The 19488-nt window shown below is 45.5% G+C and carries 16 protein-coding genes; 5 read left to right on the plus strand and 11 right to left on the minus strand.

Annotated elements, in window-relative coordinates; genetic code table 11:
• Nucleotides 1–124: 124 nt before the first annotated feature.
• From R7Q38_RS14255 to fabB, 3 genes are all read right to left on the minus strand, one after another.
• Complete coding sequence (locus R7Q38_RS14255; protein ID WP_239938666.1) at nt 125–1138, minus strand: aspartate-semialdehyde dehydrogenase; 1014 nt, start codon at nt 1136–1138, stop codon at nt 125–127.
• On the minus strand, nt 1135–2268 hold the full coding sequence (locus tag R7Q38_RS14260; RefSeq protein WP_054729882.1) for a 4-phosphoerythronate dehydrogenase: 1134 nt from the start codon (nt 2266–2268) through the stop codon (nt 1135–1137). Before R7Q38_RS14260 ends, R7Q38_RS14255 begins: the two co-directional genes overlap by 4 nt.
• 340 nt (nt 2269–2608) lie before the next feature.
• Nucleotides 2609–3820, minus strand: a complete 1212-nt coding sequence (fabB, locus tag R7Q38_RS14265; protein ID WP_054729880.1) for a beta-ketoacyl-ACP synthase I — start codon at nt 3818–3820, stop codon at nt 2609–2611.
• Nucleotides 3821–3948: 128 nt separating this feature from the next.
• Between fabB and mnmC the strand changes: the two genes are divergently transcribed.
• Nucleotides 3949–5967, plus strand: a complete 2019-nt coding sequence (gene mnmC, locus R7Q38_RS14270; protein ID WP_239938668.1) for a bifunctional tRNA (5-methylaminomethyl-2-thiouridine)(34)-methyltransferase MnmD/FAD-dependent 5-carboxymethylaminomethyl-2-thiouridine(34) oxidoreductase MnmC — start codon at nt 3949–3951, stop codon at nt 5965–5967.
• Between the two features lie 76 nt (nt 5968–6043).
• On the opposite strand, the gene R7Q38_RS14275 is transcribed toward mnmC, so the two are convergent.
• The 3 genes from R7Q38_RS14275 to R7Q38_RS14285 form a co-directional block, all read right to left on the minus strand.
• Nucleotides 6044–6568: an NADPH-dependent FMN reductase gene (locus tag R7Q38_RS14275; RefSeq protein ID WP_005380552.1), complete on the minus strand. Its 525-nt coding sequence runs from the start codon at nt 6566–6568 to the stop codon at nt 6044–6046.
• Nucleotides 6569–6714: 146 nt separating this feature from the next.
• Complete coding sequence (locus tag R7Q38_RS14280; RefSeq protein ID WP_017635933.1) at nt 6715–6978, minus strand: YfcL family protein; 264 nt, start codon at nt 6976–6978, stop codon at nt 6715–6717.
• 25 nt (nt 6979–7003) lie between these two features.
• Entirely contained in the window at nt 7004–7534 is a 531-nt protein-coding gene (locus R7Q38_RS14285; protein WP_005380546.1) for an elongation factor P hydroxylase, read from the minus strand.
• A gap of 332 nt (nt 7535–7866) precedes the next feature.
• On the opposite strand from R7Q38_RS14285, the gene R7Q38_RS14290 reads away from it, so the two are divergent.
• Complete coding sequence (locus tag R7Q38_RS14290) at nt 7867–8490, plus strand: trimeric intracellular cation channel family protein (protein WP_005380544.1); 624 nt, start codon at nt 7867–7869, stop codon at nt 8488–8490.
• 223 nt (nt 8491–8713) lie between these two features.
• On the opposite strand, the gene aroC is transcribed toward R7Q38_RS14290, so the two are convergent.
• Both aroC and prmB read right to left on the minus strand, forming a co-directional pair.
• Nucleotides 8714–9799 carry a chorismate synthase gene (gene aroC, locus R7Q38_RS14295; protein WP_033907375.1) on the minus strand — a complete coding sequence of 362 codons (1086 nt, stop codon included), beginning with the start codon at nt 9797–9799 and terminating at the stop codon, nt 8714–8716.
• Between the two features lie 180 nt (nt 9800–9979).
• On the minus strand, nt 9980–10912 hold the full coding sequence (gene prmB / locus R7Q38_RS14300) for a 50S ribosomal protein L3 N(5)-glutamine methyltransferase (RefSeq protein ID WP_005380541.1): 933 nt from the start codon (nt 10910–10912) through the stop codon (nt 9980–9982).
• Nucleotides 10913–10974: 62 nt separating this feature from the next.
• Between prmB and smrB the strand changes: the two genes are divergently transcribed.
• Complete coding sequence (smrB, locus tag R7Q38_RS14305; protein WP_005380539.1) at nt 10975–11505, plus strand: endonuclease SmrB; 531 nt, start codon at nt 10975–10977, stop codon at nt 11503–11505.
• A 96-nt stretch (nt 11506–11601) separates the two neighbouring features.
• Here smrB and sixA read toward each other — a convergent pair whose 3' ends face one another.
• Nucleotides 11602–12066, minus strand: a complete 465-nt coding sequence (gene sixA, locus R7Q38_RS14310; protein ID WP_005380537.1) for a phosphohistidine phosphatase SixA — start codon at nt 12064–12066, stop codon at nt 11602–11604.
• A 374-nt stretch (nt 12067–12440) separates the two neighbouring features.
• Here sixA and R7Q38_RS14315 point away from each other — a divergent pair, with 374 nt between their 5' ends.
• Together R7Q38_RS14315 and R7Q38_RS14320 are read left to right on the plus strand one after the other, a co-directional pair.
• Nucleotides 12441–15218, plus strand: a complete 2778-nt coding sequence (locus R7Q38_RS14315; protein ID WP_086046947.1) for an insulinase family protein — start codon at nt 12441–12443, stop codon at nt 15216–15218.
• A 167-nt stretch (nt 15219–15385) separates the two neighbouring features.
• Nucleotides 15386–15640 (plus strand): hypothetical protein, encoded by a 255-nt coding sequence (locus tag R7Q38_RS14320; protein WP_005384444.1) that lies wholly within the window; start codon nt 15386–15388, stop codon nt 15638–15640.
• A 62-nt stretch (nt 15641–15702) separates the two neighbouring features.
• Here R7Q38_RS14320 and fadJ read toward each other — a convergent pair whose 3' ends face one another.
• Both fadJ and fadI read right to left on the minus strand, forming a co-directional pair.
• Nucleotides 15703–17814 carry a fatty acid oxidation complex subunit alpha FadJ gene (fadJ, locus tag R7Q38_RS14325; protein WP_005384446.1) on the minus strand — a complete coding sequence of 704 codons (2112 nt, stop codon included), beginning with the start codon at nt 17812–17814 and terminating at the stop codon, nt 15703–15705.
• The gene (gene fadI / locus R7Q38_RS14330; protein WP_005384447.1) at nt 17814–19121 is read right to left on the minus strand and encodes an acetyl-CoA C-acyltransferase FadI; all 1308 of its coding nucleotides are present in this window, start codon (nt 19119–19121) and stop codon (nt 17814–17816) included. The genes fadJ and fadI overlap by 1 nt, the downstream gene beginning before the upstream one ends.
• Nucleotides 19122–19488 lie beyond the last annotated feature (367 nt).

The raw sequence follows: 19488 nt of genomic DNA on the forward strand, positions 1-19488 counted from the left end.
CTATAGCGTTGAGAATAAAAAATGTGTGGCTCTCGCCATATTCGTACTAATCTCACACTATTTTGTTTCGTTCGTACAAAAAAGCCTCGCACTGTGCGAGGCTTTGAAATGAACTGTAAGCGACTTAGTAGTAATCGCGGATCAGAACTTCTGCGATTTGCACCGCGTTAGTTGCCGCGCCTTTACGCACGTTATCAGCAACAACCCACAGGTTTACGCCGCTATGATGGCTGATATCGTTACGGATACGACCAACCATTACATGGTCCTTACCGCCCGCATCGCGAACTTGTGTAGGGAAGTCTTCACCGTGGAACACTTCGATACCGTCAGTTTGTTCAAGCAAGTTAACGACTTCTTGTGCATCGATAGGTGAACGAGTCTCAATGTGAAGTGCTTCTGCGTGACCGTAGAATACAGGAACACGTACACACGTTGGATTGACTGTGATTGATGGATCGTTAAAGATCTTCTGTGTTTCCCACACCATTTTCATTTCTTCTTTGGTGTAGCCGTTTTCCATCATCTGATCGATTTGTGGAATACAGTTAAACGCGATCTGTTGAGAAAATTGCTTCTTGTCTGCAGGCAGACCGTTTAGCAGCTTCGCCGTTTGACCTGCTAGCTCATCGATACCCGCTTTGCCTGCACCAGACACCGATTGGTAAGTTGATACGTTAATACGCTCAATACCCACCGTATCGTGAATTGGTTTTAGTGCCACCAGCATTTGGATGGTTGAACAGTTCGGGTTCGCGATGATGTTACGGTTACGAAACTCTGCAATCGCTTCTGGGTTTACTTCAGGCACAACAAGAGGAATGTCGTACTCGTAACGGAAGTGTGATGTATTGTCGATAACAATCACGCCTTCATCAGCGGCAATTGGAGCCCACTTGGCTGATAGCTCACCACCAGCAGAAAACAGTGCAATATGCGCTTGAGACCAATCGAACTCTTCTACGTTTTGAACGCGTACCGTTTTACCATTGAAGCGGTAAGTCTTGCCTTCGCTGCGCTCACTCGCGAGTAGGAAGATTTCGCCTACTGGGAATTTGCGCTCTTGAAGCACATCCAAAATTGTTTCACCGACCGCACCGGTCGCACCTAAAATGGCAACATTATATTGCTGGCTCATTGACTTACCTCAATCTGAAAACCTAGTTCTGCTAATGGAGCAAGGTTACATGTTTTGTTACCCACTAGCGTGACAGCGCTGTATTCACGGCGATCCCAGTAGTTTTTACGCATCAGGTCAAAAGCGCCTGGCTTACTGATTTCACGGCGGAAAAGAGCGTCATCTCTACGCACATCATAGATTAACTGCGTGATGTTATGCAGTGTTGCTTCGTCCCAAGCTCTGTCCAATACCATAGTAGGAACAGGCGCGGTTGGCAGTAAATCGCTGGCATGCGCACGTAATTCGTTATTTAAGAACTCACAGTAGCTGTTGAAAATCATCGTTGTACCGCGAGCTTTCCCTTCCAAGCCGTAGCCTGCAACGTGAGGGGTTGCGAATGCTAGCAGAGGCAGAAGCTCCATATCAACCTCTGGTTCAAATTCAAATACGTCGAGTGCCGCTGTAAAGCCATCATTTTTCAAAAGACGTTGTTTCAAAGCAGCGTTGTCAACGATGGGACCTCGAGCCGCGTTAATCAAAATTTGATCGCTGCGGAGACCATTTAATATCTTCTCATCAATCAAATGATGCGTTGGGTATGGGCCATCTTTGGTGATTGGCGTATGTAGTGTAATGATGTCTGAGCTTTCAATCAGTTCTGTCAACGGAGTAAAGCTACGAGGATCACCAGCCTCTTGTTTGAATGGGTCATTGATGAGAACTTTAATACCCATGCCTTTCAAACATTTCTCTAGGTAGCTACCTACTTGGCCTGCACCAATAATACCTACCGTCTTGTCAAATACCGAGAAACCTTGTTGCTGAGCGAGCACCATCATCACGCTGAACGCGTATTCCGCCACACCCACTTTGTTACACCCTGGCGCCGCAGTGAAGAAAATGCCTTTCTCTTTTAAGAGTGCTTGGTCAACATGATCCATGCCTGCCGTGGCCGTACCAACAAACTTCAGCTTGTTTGCTTTGCTGATCAGGTCAGCATTCACTTTGGTGACTGAGCGAATCATTAGGGCATCAACATCCACTAAATCATCGGCGGTCAGTGTACGACCTGGTTTTAGAATTACGTTACCGAGTTGGCTGAATAGTTCTTCAGCATACGGCATATTTTCATCAACAATAATTTTCATAGCGCCAGCGTTCTAACATCCATTTGTAAGAGTTCGTTTATTCGCAAGATGCGAAACTAAAGCGATTGTGCCCTTTTCCCGAAAAATCTCAAGATATAACACCAATAAACCTCAAGGAGGTAACTCCTATAGAATCGATTGACGGGAAGCCTAGAGAAAAGCAGAAACAGAGAAAAGAAAAAGCCCGGCTAAATAGCCGGGCAAAGTTCCAGAACAAAAGGATCCTATCCCGCTCTCCATGGGATAGAGTCTGCGTCTGTTCGATCAGTGTGACTGATCAAGCTCTGGAAACTGGATTGTTGGCGTTTACAGTACTCTCGCAAGGCGCCAACAAATTCAGTTAACCTTGGTACTTTTTAATAACCAAAGTTGCGTTTGTGCCGCCAAAGCCAAAGCTGTTTGACATTACGGTCGTTAGCTCTGCATCACGTGCTTCTGTCACGATGTCCAGACCTTGTGCTGCTTCGTCCAAGTTTGAAATATTGATGCTTGGAGCAATGAAGTTTTTGTCTAGCATAAGTGTTGAGTAAATTGCTTCGTGCACGCCCGCTGCGCCGAGTGCGTGGCCAGTCATTGCTTTTGTTGCAGAGATTGCAGGGCTGTCCTCACCAAACAATTGTTGGATAGCACCAAGCTCTTTCACGTCACCAACTGGTGTCGATGTGCCGTGCGTGTTGATGTAATCCACGCCATCAACGTCTTGCATCGCCATCTTCATACAACGAATTGCGCCTTCACCTGATGGCGCTACCATGTCGTAGCCATCTGATGTCGCACCGTAACCTACGATTTCACCGTAGATTTTCGCACCACGTGCCAGTGCGTGCTCTAGTTCTTCAATAACCAGCATGCCGCCGCCGCCCGAGATAACAAAACCGTCACGGTCTGCATCGTATGTACGAGATGCTTTGTCTGGCGTGTCATTGTATTTGGTTGACAGTGCGCCCATCGCATCAAACATCATAGTTTGAGACCAATCTAACTCTTCGCCGCCACCAGCAAAAACAATATCTTGTTTGCCTAGTTGAATAAGCTCCATAGCATGGCCGATACAGTGTGCAGATGTTGCACATGCAGAGCTCATTGAGTAGTTCACGCCACGAATCTTAAATGGCGTAGCAAGACAAGCAGAAACAGTAGAAGACATAGTACGAGGAACCATGTAAGGACCAACTCGCTTTACGCCTTTGGCGCGCATCGTGTCTGTCGCTACCGTTTGATTGTATGCAGAAGCACCGCCAGAACCTGCAACGATACCGGTACGATCGTTTGAAACCTGCTCTTCTGTAAGACCAGCGTCTGCGATTGCCTGCTCCATTGATAGGTATGCATAAGCAGCCGCATCACCCATAAAGCGCATCTGCTTACGGTCGATGTGTTCCGCCGGGTTGATTTTTAGGTCACCCCATACTTGCGAACGAAGACCGTGTTCTTTGAACTGCTCAGATGCAGTGATGCCAGATTTGCCCGCTTTAAGAGACGCTAGAACTTCTTCGACGTTGTTACCGATACTTGAAACAATACCCATACCGGTGATTACGACTCGTTTCATTATGACATTCCTATAATTCAAAAATCCGCTAGATGATAACTAAGATAGTCAACAAAAGTGGTCAGCTTTCCCATAAATTCGTACAATCGCCCCATTCTTACCGCGCCAAATCACAAATTTGCACCATTATGACTTCAATAAAAAACGCAGAACTTGGTTGGAACGAAGCTGGTACTCCGGTTTCAGACCAATTTGATGATGTTTACTTCTCTAACGTAAACGGTCTTGAAGAGACACGCTACGTTTTCTTAAAACAAAATCATCTCCCAGAAAGATGGCAGGAATTTGACCAAAGACGTTTTGTCATTGGTGAAACAGGATTTGGCACGGGATTAAACTTCTTAGCAGTATGCCAGTGGTTTAGTGAGTTTCGTCGTCAGCATCCGGACGCAACATTGAAAGAGCTGCATTTTATTAGCTTTGAAAAATACCCATTAAGCAAAGCCGATTTAAAGAAGGCGCATGAAGCTTGGCCTGAGCTAGCTGAGTACGCGGAAAAGTTACAAAAGCACTACCCTGCCGCTGTGCCGGAGTGTCATCGCATTGTTTTAGAAGACGGTGCAATCACACTCGACCTTTGGTTTGGTGACATTAAAGACTGCATGCCGCAAGTCCCATACAACGAACAAGGTTTGATTGATGCTTGGTTCTTAGATGGATTCGCGCCAAGCAAAAACCCAGAGATGTGGAACCAAGGCCTGTTCAACAACATGGCAAAGCTAGCCAAGCAAGATTGTACAGTTGCCACGTTTACCGCAGCAGGCTTTGTACGTCGTGGTTTGAACGAAGCTGGCTTTACAATGAAAAAGGTGAAAGGTTTCGGCACTAAGCGAGAAATGATCGCCGGCTCTATGGAGCAACGTGAAAAGCAGTCGAACCATCTCCCTTGGTTCAATCGCACAGCATCTAGCAATCTTGATTCGATTGCCATCATTGGTGGTGGTATAGCCAGCGCGGCGTTAGCGAAAACGTTAGTTCGTCGTGGCCAAAACGTCACCCTTTACTGTAAAGACAAACAACCAGCCAAAGGAGCTTCAGGCAATCGACAAGGAGCCGTTTATCCGCTGCTTAATGGCCCGCACACGGGTGTTTCACGAGTGTTTGCTCCTGCATTTTTGTTCGCACGTCAGTTTGTTGAACAAGCAGCACAAGGGATCGATTTTGGTCATGACTGGTGTGGCGTAACTCAGTTGATGTGGGATGACAAATCCACAGACAAACTGGAGAAAATGCTTGCGGGTAACTTCACTCCAGAGCTCATTCAAAAGCTGTCCGCCGAGGAAACTGCGAACACTATCGGGTTACCTATTGATATGGCGTCTGTGCACTACCCAATGGGAGGGTGGCTGTGCCCTGCCGAGTTAACTCGCGGGTTAATTAAACAATTGGAGAAGACGTCGTTACTCTCAACGAAGTTTGAACATCTTATTGAGGCATTAGATTGGGATGAAAAGCGTCAGCTCTGGCTACTAACGGCGAGTGGTCAAACATTTGAGCACTCAACGGTTGTAATTGCGAACGGCCATGAGTTCCAGACATTGAGTCAAACCGCTTCCCTACCAATGGGACAAGTGAAAGGACAAGTCAGTCATGCGCCAGCAACCGAAACGCTGAGTCAGCTGAAAACGGTGTTGTGTTACGACGGTTACATGACACCTGTTAACCCAAGTAATCAACACTTGTGTATCGGTGCAAGCTACGACCGCAGTCACCTTGACTACGAATTTGATGAAAACGCCCAAAAAGATAATGCGGAAAAGCTAGTGAAATGTGTACCGAATCAAACATGGGCAAAAGAGGTAGATATCACTGGTAATCAATCTCGCCAAGGTATTCGTTGTGTTAGCCGAGATCACTTACCATTTGTCGGAAATGTGGGTGACTTTGAGACGATCAAAACGCAATATGCCAACTTACAAAATCAAAAAGCAGAAGAGGTAGAAACCATTCATCAGTACCCTAACCTATTCTGCTTCTTAGGTTTAGGATCTCGTGGACTGAGCTCTGCACCATTATTAGCTGAAGTGTTGGCCTCCCAGATCTGTGGGGACCCGCTGCCATTACCGGTTGATGTATTGACCGAACTTCACCCAAGTCGAATGTGGGTTCGTAAACTAAGAAAAGGCAAAGCCATTACCGAGCTGTAAGAGTATTCTCTCGTTTTAATTCCCGACACAGATACGTGTCGGGAATCGCTAACTCATTAAGTCGCTCGTACTGAGATTACTTCAGCAGTGCAACTGCCTGTTTCACTTGCTCTGCCACTTCTGGGTTTACAACCTTACCCGATTCCACGTCAAAATTTTCGTAGAAGCTCGGCACAGATAACGATGCCTTTACATCCGCGCCAAAAAATTGTGCAGAACCTGTCGCCGCCGCAAGAACACTTTGTGCACCACCGGGACCTGGGGAAGTTGCTAAATAAACGACAGGTTTGTTTTGAAATACATTACGCTCAATGCGCGTCGCCCAATCGAACAAGTTTTTATAGGCCGCTGGGTACGAACCGTTGTGCTCTGCGAAGGAAACAACGAGAGCGTCAGCCTCCGCCAAGTCACGTAAAAACGCGACAGCCCCTTCAGCTTGACCTATTTCTTTCTCTTTGTCCTCGCTAAACATTGGCGCTTGATAATCGTTTAAGTCTAGAACATTCACTTGAGCGCCTTCGACTTGATTTGCTGCGTATGTAGCAAGTAGTTTGTTGATTGAGGTAGAGCTGGTAGATGCACCAAATGCGACAATTTTCATGGTTGTAATCCTTTGTTCACGTTTTATGCTGATCAGAATAAAAGTTGAACAGTTTCGCTACAACCACAAAAATTTTATGGAGAGGTTCGAATTTTTCGAAGTAGTAAATGACTAGGATTAAATAAAGGGAGAACGCTGCTTAGGGACTAAGCCTGAGCCTGGAGCTCTTGCCACAAATCACTGACAATCACGCGATCGGCCGGGCTTAACTCGGTACGCGCATTTTCTAAGCTGCTCTCAATGCGTGACTTCAGCTCAGTAATATCGCTAATCCCTTCTTCTTCACAAGACGCCGCGGATAAAGAGATGTGACCACGTAAATAACCACCAGCAAACAATTCATCGTCAGATGCTGTTTCAATTCGAGCATCAATCAGTTCCAGTAGTTTTTCTTCAAATTCAATAATCATGGTGTATCTCTGAGGTTATTAGTGGTTATTTAACGCAAAAGTCCGACGCTTCCAGTGGCTTAGTTTGATAAAATGCGCGCAGGGCATCAGAAAGCATTTTCACTCGCAAAGGCAAGCCAACGTCCAAAATACCTAGCACTTCTTTATGCACTTTTTTCATAAAGCCGAGCCTATCTGGTTCAAAATCGCCGTGTAGATTGTCACAACTCACCGTAAAAGGGAAGCCAGCGCTTTGTGCCAGAATCCATTCATAAGCTTGAGGTCGCACTTCAACTTTCTCAAACTCCGCTTGAACTTCTGCTGTTCGCCCATCGGGTTCATACCAATAGCCAAAATCTTCCAGCAAACGACGCTCTGGACCAGCCACACACCAATGCGAAATCTCGTGTAAAGCAGAGGCGTAAAAACCCCGAGCAAAAATAATCCGATGATGAGGGTGTTCATCATCAGCAGGAAGATAAATAGGCTCATCACCACCTAACTCTAATTTCGTATTAAATTGTTCTAAAAAGGTGTCATTAAAAATGGTGATTAAGTCTTGGTATTCGTGGGTCATCGTCGAGTTTGTACTTCAGTTTGACATGCGCTGCATATTGTCGCTGTTTTTAGCTATGAGGTAAAGGCACCCCCACATTTTTGGTTATTAGTTGAATTTATCTGAAGGTCGCTTTCTCCATACAATTTCTCATTCGTCAGCGTACTTATTTACCACTACACTCTCGCCTTATTTTGATGCCGTTCAAACCGCTATTTTTAAGCCGTTTGATTACAAGCATGTTGCTGGTTTTAATCACTTTTTAAGAGAGATAGAACCGTTTGTAAGTGTTGTTACTTCGCCTACGCTGATTCTCGTAGAACGTAGTGACTTTTTACGTTGAGTGTTTCCCTATGTTGCTAAGTGTGTTGTATATCATTGGTATCACGGCTGAAGCCATGACAGGTGCGTTAAGTGCTGGTAGAAGAAAGATGGACTGGTTTGGTGTTATGTTGGTGGCCAGCGCAACGGCCATTGGTGGTGGCACCGTACGTGACATTCTATTAGGCCACTACCCTCTTGGTTGGGTAAAAAACCCAGAGTTCCTTGCAATTACGTGTGTTGCAGGTGTGCTAACAACAGGTTTAGCGAAATGGGTGATTAAGCTAAAAGGCCTGTTCATTCGCCTCGATGCATTAGGTTTAATCGTGTTTAGTATCATCGGAACAAAAATTGCGATGGGCATGGGCTTGCACCCTGGTATTTGTATGGTTTCAGCGTTAGTAACTGGTGTATTCGGTGGGCTACTTCGCGACTTGATCTGTCGCCAAACACCATTGGTACTGCATGAAGAGCTTTACGCTTCTGTCGCTCTTATCGCATCAGGAATGTACTTAGCGCTATTAGAATTCAATGTTCCCGATGTCACTGCCACTATTATTACACTGGTTACTGGTTACATGTTGCGTATGGCTGCGGTACGCTTTAAGTGGCGTCTGCCTTCTTTTCATTTGGAAACCGAAGGCTCGATTCATTAAGCAAAAACTACTTAAACAAAAAAGGTTGCCTGATAAAATTGTGCCACCCGCGATTCAGTGAGTGGCATAATTTTATATTCAGTCATCCTGAACAGCGACGAAGGAGCATGATTCAGGATCTATTATCCGAGCACTCTGTTGTCAGAGATGTTTCTTTCTCTTTTCATCGCGCTGAAATTAGATTCCTAGTCTCGCTATAGCTCGCTGGAATGACACAAAGCTCTTAAATCTTCGGTGTTTCAGTTGTTACGCCATGGTTTTGACCACGGTGGCGTAGTAAATGATCCATCACCACAATAGCCAGCATCGCTTCTGCGATAGGCACAGCACGAATACCCACACATGGGTCATGACGACCTTTGGTGATCAACTGAGTTGGTTCACCTTCTTTTGTGATGGTCTCACCCGGCACAGTGATACTTGATGTTGGCTTAAGTGCAATGTTTGCGACAATGTCTTGACCAGTCGAGATACCACCAAGAATGCCACCCGCATGATTACTACCAAAACCTTCAGGAGCAAGCGTATCACGGTGCTGACTGCCTTTTTGGTTTACCACCTCGAAACCGTCTCCGATTTCCACGCCTTTCACCGCGTTGATGCTCATTAGTGCGTGCGCGATGTCTGCATCCAAACGGTCAAATACGGGTTCCCCAAGACCAACAGGCACGTTAGTTGCCACAACCTGGATTTTTGCGCCAATAGAGTCGCCTTCTTTTTTCAGGTCACGGATAAGTTGGTCAAATGCTTCTACTTTGTCAGCATCAGGGCAGAAGAATGCATTGTTCTCGATTTCGCTCCAATCTACCTTGTCGATAGATACATCACCCATTTGTGACAAGTAAGCACGAATCTCAACACCAAACTCATCTTTTAAGTATTTCTTCGCGATTGCACCAGCAGCCACACGCATTGCGGTTTCACGAGCTGAAGAACGGCCGCCACCGCGATAGTCGCGGATGCCATATTTTTGGTGGTAAGTGTAATCAGCATGACCCGGTCTGAACTTATCTTTGATGTCAGAGTAGTCTTTTGAGCGCTGATCGGTGTTTTCAATTAGCAAACCGATCGATGTGCCCGTGGTTTTGCCTTCAAAAACGCCAGAAAGAATTTTAACTTCATCCGGTTCACGACGTTGTGTGGTGTAACGTGATGTGCCTGGACGACGGCGGTCGAGATCGATTTGTAGATCTGCTTCTGTAATTTCCAACCCCGGAGGACATCCGTCTACGATACATCCCAGTGCGATACCGTGACTTTCCCCGAATGTCGTCACTCGGAAATGTTGTCCGATACTGTTTCCTGCCATTACTTCCTCAAGTTTTTTATCGCCACGCTCTCTCAAAACAGAGCATAGCTGCTTTCCAATTCTTCGTGGATTCATAGTGGCTTTATTACGTTTTGATGTAAAGAGTTAATATCGGCGAGGTATGCATAAAAAAACACCGAGCATAAAGCTCGGTGTTTTAATGTTTAGTGCAAGACTCTATTAGTCTTTGTACAGTTTAAACTCTTCTGCACACTCAACCAGCTGGTCACGCGTTAGCATAAATACGCCATGACCGCCGTTCTCGAACTCAATCCAAGTAAATGGAATCTCTGGGTACTGTTCCATCATATGAATCATTGAGTTTCCGACTTCACAAATAAGAATGCCGTTATCTGTTAGATAATCTGGCGCGTTAGCAAGAATACGACGCACTAGTTTTAGACCATCCGTACCCGCAGCTAGCCCAAGCTCAGGCTCATGCGTGAACTCATCTGGCAGGCTGTTCATGTCTTCTTCATCCACATATGGTGGGTTGGACACGATTAGATTGTATTTCTCTTTTGGAAGATCACGGAACAAATCAGAGCGAATTGGGAACACTTGCTGCTCCATGCCGTGATCTTGTACGTTTTGCTCAGCCACTTGTAGAGCATCTGTAGAGATGTCGATCGCATCCACTTCTGCTTCAGGGAAAGCGTGCGCACAAGCAATCGCAATACAACCAGAACCCGTACATAGGTCCATGATGCGCGTAGGTTCTTCCACCAACCAAGGTTGGAATTCCGCTTGAATCAATTCGCCGATAGGAGAGCGTGGCACAAGTACACGCTCATCAACGAAGAACTCAAGACCGCAGAACCATGCTTTGTTTGTTAGGTATGCTGTTGGCGTACGCTCGTTGATGCGTTTTACTACGCGCTCAACAATACGCAGACGCTCGCTTGTCGTTAGGCGAGAGTTCAATACGTGCGGAGGCACATCAATCGGCAAGTATAAGGTTGGCAGGATAAGCTGAACAGCTTCATCCCACGCATTATCAGTACCATGACCGTAAAACAGGTTCGCTGCATTAAAGCGGCTTACCGTCCAACGAATCATATCTTGAAGGGTATGCAGTTCCGATACCGCTTCTTCTACAAAAATCTTATCCAAAATTGCCTCCGAAAAGCGCTACAATACTGCCAATAAAGTTTATTAATGAAATTGTTTACCTAATGAGCAAAAAAGACACCGAGAACGATGACGATTTCGCCTTGTTTCAGGAAGCAGTACAGGGCGTAAAAAAGTTGCGACAGGATACCATAATCCAGCAACCAAAAAAAAATACTAAGCAAAAAGAAATCAAGCGCTCCAACCGTGAAGCGAGTGACTCTGAATTTTACTTTTCAGATGAGTTTGTCCCTCTATTAAACGATGAAGGTCCAACTCGTTATGCACGTGACGACGTCTCCACTTATGAAGTCAAACGTCTACGTCGTGGCGTGTATGTACCGGACGTGTTCCTCGATATGCACGGCATGACACAGCAAGAAGCAAAACGCGAGCTTGGTGCGATGATAGCCTATTGCATCAAAAACGAGATTCATTGTGCGTGTGTGCAACATGGTATTGGGAAACACATCCTGAAACAGAAAGCCCCACTTTGGTTAGCACAGCATCCTGACGTTATGGCTTTTCACCAAGCGCCACTAGAATTTGGTGGTGATGGTGCGTTGTTAGTGTTGCTTTCAATTCCTGAAAAGTAACAGGCTTACCGTAGACACGATGAAACGAAAAGGCAGGGATCTCCTGCCTTTCTTATTCTGTCTCTAATTTGCAAACGCTTATTTTGGTTTAGACACTTATGGCGTAATATGCCATAGCACTTCACCATTTTGTGTTTGTAAATCATATTCAATGCACACTAGGCCTGATGTAGGAAACATCGGAGGTGTCATGTCTTTTACAAACTCTGAAGTCAGATAACCGACCAAAGGCAAATGCGATACGAACAAAAGCGAGTCCAATTGTTCGACTTCGATTAACGCACTTGCGAAATCGAAGACATGCTCGGACTGGCCATAAGGTGTAATATCTTCACAAGTTTCAATGCTTTTTGCAGAGAAATACGCACTGATCTCTTGCCAAGTTTGTTGAGCTCTAATGTACGGACTCACCAACACTTTATCGAATTGCGCAAAACCCTGTTCTTTACAGGCTCTAGCAACCGCTTCTGATTCGACTCTGCCTCTTGGGGTCAATTGTCGTGCTGCGTCTGAATCTGCAAAATGCTCGGCTTCACCGTGACGCATGATGAATATTTTCATGTTATTTCCTAGGGATAGCTAACGCTACCAAAAGGTTGACTGCTATCTTTATTAGATAGACGGGGCTAACTTTAACAATGACGAAACAAAAATACTGATATAATTATCTGTTCATTATACCAATTCGCTTGTTAAAGATAGCGACTTTCTTAACAATCTATTAAAAGAATGTACTCAGTTCATCACACTATTTAACTGTGCAATGAGTTCAGAGCATTCACTCAAACAGTTCTTCCCCATACGCAAACGCGATGGGCCTGTGCAGAAGTCTACGAATAACAAAAATACGGCAAGCAGTATTTGTCGAAACGCAAACTTTGCGCCCCCCGCGAGGGGAGCCTAAATTACTGTAATGCGAAATCTGGAGACGCATCGTGCATCTAAGTCCTAACGATTCAAATCAATACCGCTACATTACCTTGAGCAATGAACTGCGTGTACTGCTGATTCATTCCGATACAGCTCAACAGTCGGCAGCTGCTCTGGCAGTGAACGTTGGACACTTCGACGACCCAAACGATCGCCAAGGTCTGGCACACTATTTAGAACACATGCTTTTTTTGGGTACGGAAAAATACCCTAAAGTGGGCGAGTTTCAAAGCTATATTAGCCAACACGGTGGAACAAACAACGCTTGGACTGGTACAGAGCACACTTGTTTCTTTTTCAATATTGCTCCAAATGCCTTTGAAAGTGCCTTAGATCGATTTAGCCAATTTTTTACCGCACCTTTGTTTAACGAAGAAGCATTAGACAAAGAACGCCAGGCTGTCGACTCCGAATACAAGCTCAAACTCAATGATGATTCTCGTCGCCTGTATCAAGTTAACAAAGAAGTCATCAATCCAGAGCACCCGTTTTCAAAATTCTCTGTCGGAAACTTAGATACTCTTGGCGACCGAGATGGTAAATCCATCCGCGACGAAATTGTGGAGTTTCACCACTCTCAGTATTCCGCCGATTTGATGACACTGACTCTATTTGGGCCACAGCCGCTCGATGAACAGCAAGCTTGGGTAGAAGCCATGTTTGCCGACATCCCAAATCACCATCTTCGTGGAAAATCGATTGATGTACCGATCGGCACTGAGGAAAGCACGGGCATTTTGGTTCAAGTCGAGCCGCTCAAAGAGTTCCGTAAACTGATTCTCACATTCCCCATGCCAGGAATGGATGCGCATTATAGCGTGAAGCCACTCTCCTACTTTGCTCACCTGTTGGGTTATGAAGGAGAAGGCAGTTTGATGCTTCAACTCAAAGAAAAAGGCTGGATTACCTCTCTCTCAGCGGGCGGCGGCGCGAGTGGCAGTAACTACCGAGACTTTACCGTAAGCTGCACCCTGACGCCAAACGGCTTAGATCATGTTGATGATATCGTTCAAGCGGTTTTTCAATACCTCTCGATGATCAAACAAGACGGGTTAGATGAATGGCGCTATCTCGAAAAACAAGCGGTCTTAGAATCGGCTTTCCGCTTCCAAGAGCCATCGCGCCCAATGGATCTCGTCAGCCATCTGGTGATCAACATGCAGCACTATCAACCGGAAGACACGGTTTATGGTGACTACAAAATGGCGGGCTACGATGAGGAGTTACAGCGTTCATTGCTGCGATACTTAACCATCGATAATGTACGCGTCACTTTGATTGCTAAAGGCCTGGAATACAACCGTACTGCCGAATGGTACTTTACCCCGTACTCCGTCACACCTTTTAGTGAGGACCAACGTCGTTTCTATCAACAAATCGACCCAAGCTGGCAATTCGTCTTACCGAAAAAGAACCCTTATATTTGCTACGACCTCGACCCCATGCCACTCGAAAATGGTGATTCGCTGCCAGAGTTGATTGAGGATCTCGAAGGGTTTCGGCTGTGGCATTTGCAAGATGACGAATTTCGCGTGCCTAAAGGTGTCGTTTATGTCGCTATCGACAGCTCTCATGCCGTTGCATCACCAAAGAACATCGTCAAAACGCGCTTATGTGTAGAGATGTTCCTCGATTCGCTAGCAAAAGAAACCTATCAAGCAGAAATCGCAGGGATGGGTTACAACATGTACGCTCACCAAGGTGGCGTGACCTTAACCCTCTCAGGGTTCAGTCAAAAGCTGCCTCAGTTGCTAGAAATGATTCTGCACCGTTTTGCTTCTCGAGATTTCAGCCCTGCTCGCTTTGAAACCATCAAACAACAACTGTTACGAAACTGGAGAAATGCTTCACAAGATCGCCCTATTTCGCAGCTGTTTAACGCACTTACTGGGTTACTTCAACCCAATAACCCGCCTTTCGCAACCTTAGTCGAAGCGCTAGAAGAAATCGAAGTCGATGAACTCTCGGTATTCGTAGAATCCATTCTTGCAGAACTGCACGTTGAAATGTTTGTTTACGGAGACTGGCAACGCCAGCAAGCCCATGACATGGCAACGACTTTAAAAGATGCTCTAAGAGTTAACGAGCAACGTTATGAAGAAGCACTTCGTCCGCTCATTATGCTAGGTAAAAATGGCAGTTTTCAACGTGAGGTGCATTGTAACCAGCAAGATTCCGCGGTCGTTATTTACCACCAGTGCGAGGATATTGAGCCTCGTAGTATCGCGCTATACTCATTGGCCAATCACCTTATGTCGGCAACGTTTTTCCACGAAATCCGTACCAAGCAGCAATTAGGTTACATGGTAGGCACTGGCAATATGCCGCTAAATCGTCACCCTGGTATTGTACTGTATGTGCAGTCACCTAATGCAGCACCTGCCGAGCTGGTTACCTCAATCGATGAGTTTTTAAATGCCTTTTATATGGTGTTGTTAGAGTTAAACGATTACCAATGGCACAGCAGTAAGCGCGGCTTGTGGAACCAAATAGCAACGCCGGACACCACACTTCGAGGACGGGCTCAACGTCTTTGGGTTGCGATAGGAAATAAGGACACTGAGTTTAACCAACGTGACAAGGTACTGGCGGAGTTGAAGAAGCTGACGCGCGCAGACATGATTCGCTTCGTTGTGAACGAATTGAAACCTCGTACTGCAAATCGTTTGATCATGCACTCTCAAGGTCAAGCGCATTCGGAGGCTCCGCGCATCCATCTAGGACAAGAAATAGGATCGATTGAAGAGTTCCAACTTCGGCCAAAAGATTGCGGCTTGGGGTGATCTAGTTGCGCAGAAATAAAATTGTCGATTACTAGAATGAACCTACAAACCCATGAGGTTGTCGGTCTCATAGATTGAATCGGCACCATAATTGGCAGAAAATTGAAATTGCGCCATTGCGGCTTATGCTCTAATTACCGCACTAAAAATAACTTAATGAGGTAATCATGAAAAAAGCACTTTTACTTGTGGCTCTTATACTGCCATTGGCATCTGCTCACGCTGAAATCTCAGTCAAAGGCGATGGTTTCGAACTAAGTGACGACTGTGTGCGCCTTAGCGGAGACAATGTATCCATCAAATCAGATGATTGCTCTTCAAAACAGTGGAATGATAAAGACAAAAAAGGTAATAGCAGCGTTCATGGGGACGACAACCCTGGTAAAGGCCACAATAAAGATAAGAAAGACAAGAAGAAGTAACCATTTCTTCTTTATGAAAAAGGCTTGCCACTGGCAAGCCTTTTTCTCTACCGAAGCAACGTTTAATAGAACGTTGTCCCTTCACCAGCTCGAGTGAGCAAACCATCACATGGCGCGTAACGATCGCCATATTTCGATGCAAACTCATTCATTTTCTCTACGAGCTCCTTAATACCAAATTGGTCCATGTAACGGAACGGGCCACCCAAGAACGGTGGGAAACCAATACCAAATATCGCGCCAATATCACCGTCACGTGGCGAGCGAATGATGCCATCATCCAAACAACGTACCGCTTCATTCAGCATTGGCAGCACACAGCGCAACGCAATATCGTTATCGCTTAGCTTAGATTCAGGGTCGAGCTTAAGCAGTTTGTAAACCGATTTGTCGACATCTTTCTTCTTGCCCTTGTAAGTGTAAAACCCCTTACCACTCTTGCGTCCTTTACGTCCATCATTTAACAAGATATCAAACACATCCGGCCCTTTGAATCGGTCACCTAACTCATTAACCAGGATCGGCATAATTTTCGCGCCAATGTCGACACCAACTTCATCCAACAAGGTAATCGGGCCAACAGGGAAACCAAAATCAAGCAACGCCGTATCAATCTTTTCGATCGGTTCGTTAGCCAACAAAATATGCGCCGCTTCGTTCATGTATGGAGCAAGAATGCGGTTCACGTAAAAGCCCGCTTTGTCTTTCACTACGATCGGGGTTTTACCTTGCTTCTTAGCAAGTGCAACAACTGTTGAAACGGTTTCATCTGACGTCGTTTCATGCGGAATCACTTCCACCAACGGCATTTTTTCTACCGGGCTGAAGTAATGCAAACCCACTACGTTTTCTGGACGCTCCGCTTTTTCTGCAATTTTGTGGATAGGCAACGAAGAAGTATTGGTCGCAAAGATAGTTTCTGTCTTAGCGTTTGCTTCAATGTCCGCCACCATTTTTTGCTTAAGATCTAAGTCTTCAAAAACGGCTTCAATTACGACATCAATATGATTAAAACTGGTAAAATCGACACCACCAGACAGTTGCAGCATTTTCGCTTGCAGATCGGCCTTGGATAGAATGCGACGTTTGCGCTGTTTCTCAAATAACTTGTAGTTGTAGTTGAGCGCATTTAAAACGCCATCGTTGCTAACGTCTTTGATGCGAACAGGTACTTTTGCTTTTGCAACAGACACATGGCTGATTCCGGCACCCATCAGACCACCACCAAGCACACCAACTTTATGAACTGGTGCTGGTTTCGCATCCGTGCCATTTTCTTTCTTCATTTCTGTTGTGGCAAAGAAGATCGAACGGAGCGCTTTTGACTCTGAGCTCATCACAAGCTCACCGAAGCGCTTCGCTTCAAGTTCTTGACCTTTAGCGAAGCCTTTCTCTAAGCCATGTTGAATAACTTCTAGAATTGCAACCGTTGCTGGATAGTTACCGCGAGTTTTTTGATTCGTTTTCTTCGCAGCTTGCTCAAATACAAACTTGCGCCCTAGCCCGCTACCAGACATCACCTTTTCTTTCGTCGATAGCTTTTTCGTGCCCTTGTTTTTACCTTTGTCGATAAACTGTTTTGCTACGTCGAGCAAAATGGTGTCAGGCACACAGGCGTCCACAACGCCCAATTTTTTAGCTTTCTTCGCACGAAGTTGTTTACCCGTCAGGATCAAGTCCAACGACGGTAACAGGCCAATCAAACGTGGCAGACGCTGAGTACCACCAGAACCTGGCAATAAACCAAGTTGTACTTCTGGCAGACCTAAACGCGTTTTGTCAGAATCCGTACAAACACGATAATCACATGCAAGAGCCAGTTCTAAACCACCGCCCAAACATGGGCCATGAATAGCCGCAACGACAGGATAAGGTAAGTCCGATAGCTGCTGGAACAACTCCTGACCTTGCCTTGCTAAGGCTTCCGCTTCACTTGCTGTGGTGCATGCTTCTAGCATTCGAACATCAGCACCCGCAACAAAATTGTCCGGTTTTAGGGAGTGGATGATCATCCCTTTAATACCACTGGAGTCTTTTAGCTGAGCAAAAATTTCTTTCATTTCGTCAGCAAAAGCCGCCTGCAGCGTATTCATTTTTTCATTAGGAACATCGATGGCTAACCAAGCAATATTTTGCTCATCAACCTTTAGACTAAATGCTTTTTGCTCGCTCATTACTCAACCTCCAGAATCATTGCCGCACCAAGACCACCAGCAGCACATGCAGTATTCAATGCAATACCACCGCCACGGCGTTTTAGCTCTCGTAGGGTTTGCGTCATCATACGCGCACCAGTCGCAGCAAATGGGTGACCATAAGCAATTGATCCGCCAAGCACGTTGAACTTATCCATATCAATTTCACCAATCGCTTTTGAGCGACCAAGGTTTTCTTGAGCAAACTTATCGGAAGCAAACATCTTCACATTCGCCAATGCTTGAGCAGCAAAGGCCTCGTGCATGTCGATCAACGTCAGGTCTGACAGTTCCAAGCCTGTATTTTCAAGCACTTTCGCTGTGGCATAAGTCGGCCCCATCAGCATGTCCTTTTCCACGCCGATAGCAGAGAATGCATAACCTCGGATGTAACCAAGGATCTCCATTCCGAGCTCTTTCGCTTTACCTTCTCGCATCAACATCACTGCCGCACCACCATCAGTCAATGGCGTACTGTTCGCTGCCGTAACACTGCCATACTGACGATCAAACGCAGGTCGCAATTTCGCGTATCCCTCAACCGTTGAGTCATGACGGATATTGTTGTCTTCCGAAATCCATTTTTTGTATGGTTCAGGGAAAGCCGTCATCACTTCATCTTGGATTTTTCCTTCTTTCCAAGCCTGAGAAGCCAGCGTATGAGAACGATGTGCAAGCGCATCCTGTTCTGCGCGAGAAATACCATGTGTTTTAGCCATTTGCTCTGCAGTTTGTCCCATGGATAAACCCGTAGAGTACTCTGCTACTGCTGGTGGCACTGGCATCAGGTCTTTAAAGCTCAAGTTTTTGAGGATACTAAGCTTCTGACCCATTGTTTTTGTCTTACTAAGAGCAAGCAGATTAGCGGCCAGTTTCTTTGATACGCCAATAGGCAGGACGGAAGAAGAGTCTGCACCGCCAGCAATACCAATATCGATGGTTCCCGCCATGATGCTTTCTGCGACATTAACCGCCGCTTGAAAACTCGTCGCACACGCTCGAGTCACACTGTATGCATCAGTATGGATGTTCATACCAGTGCCTAACACGATTTCTCGTGCGATGTTTGGCGCTTCAGGCATTTGTACTACTTGTCCAAATACCACTTGTTCGATTAGCTTCGGATCAATATCTGTTCGAGCAAGCATTTCGCTTACTACCATTTTCCCTAAATCGACCGCTGGCACTTGGCTAAATTCCGTGCTTTGACGAGCAAAGGGAGTTCGAAGCCCCGCGACAATAGCGACACGCTCACCATTGCGTGTTTTTACTTCCTGCTTGCCCATTGTTTCTCCTTAAATACAAGAGGTCTGACCTGATGCATTGTAATGAATTTGTTAAATTTATCAAACGTGCGTTTAAATAAACGTGAAGCAAGTAGTTCAATTACTCTACTTCTTTGATTCTTATGCGATTACTAATGGTTAACTATAGAGAGTTAAAACGGTAAGAGGTATACGGAAAGTAAAATCGAAGCAAAAAAAAAACCACACATAACTGTGTGGTCGGAATATCTATAAAACAATTAACTTACGCCAATTGAAAAGTAATCAGTTTCCTGATTAGGAGAAAGTAAAGTCAGCCTTCAAAAGGAAGTGTCATCTTGCTCAACATGTTAGTCGCAATGACTAACGAGATGACAAGGTGTACTAT

Origin of the sequence: Vibrio sp. Vb0598 (assembly GCF_033338935.1) — a bacterium.
Classification (GTDB): Bacteria; Pseudomonadota; Gammaproteobacteria; order Enterobacterales; family Vibrionaceae; genus Vibrio; species Vibrio alginolyticus.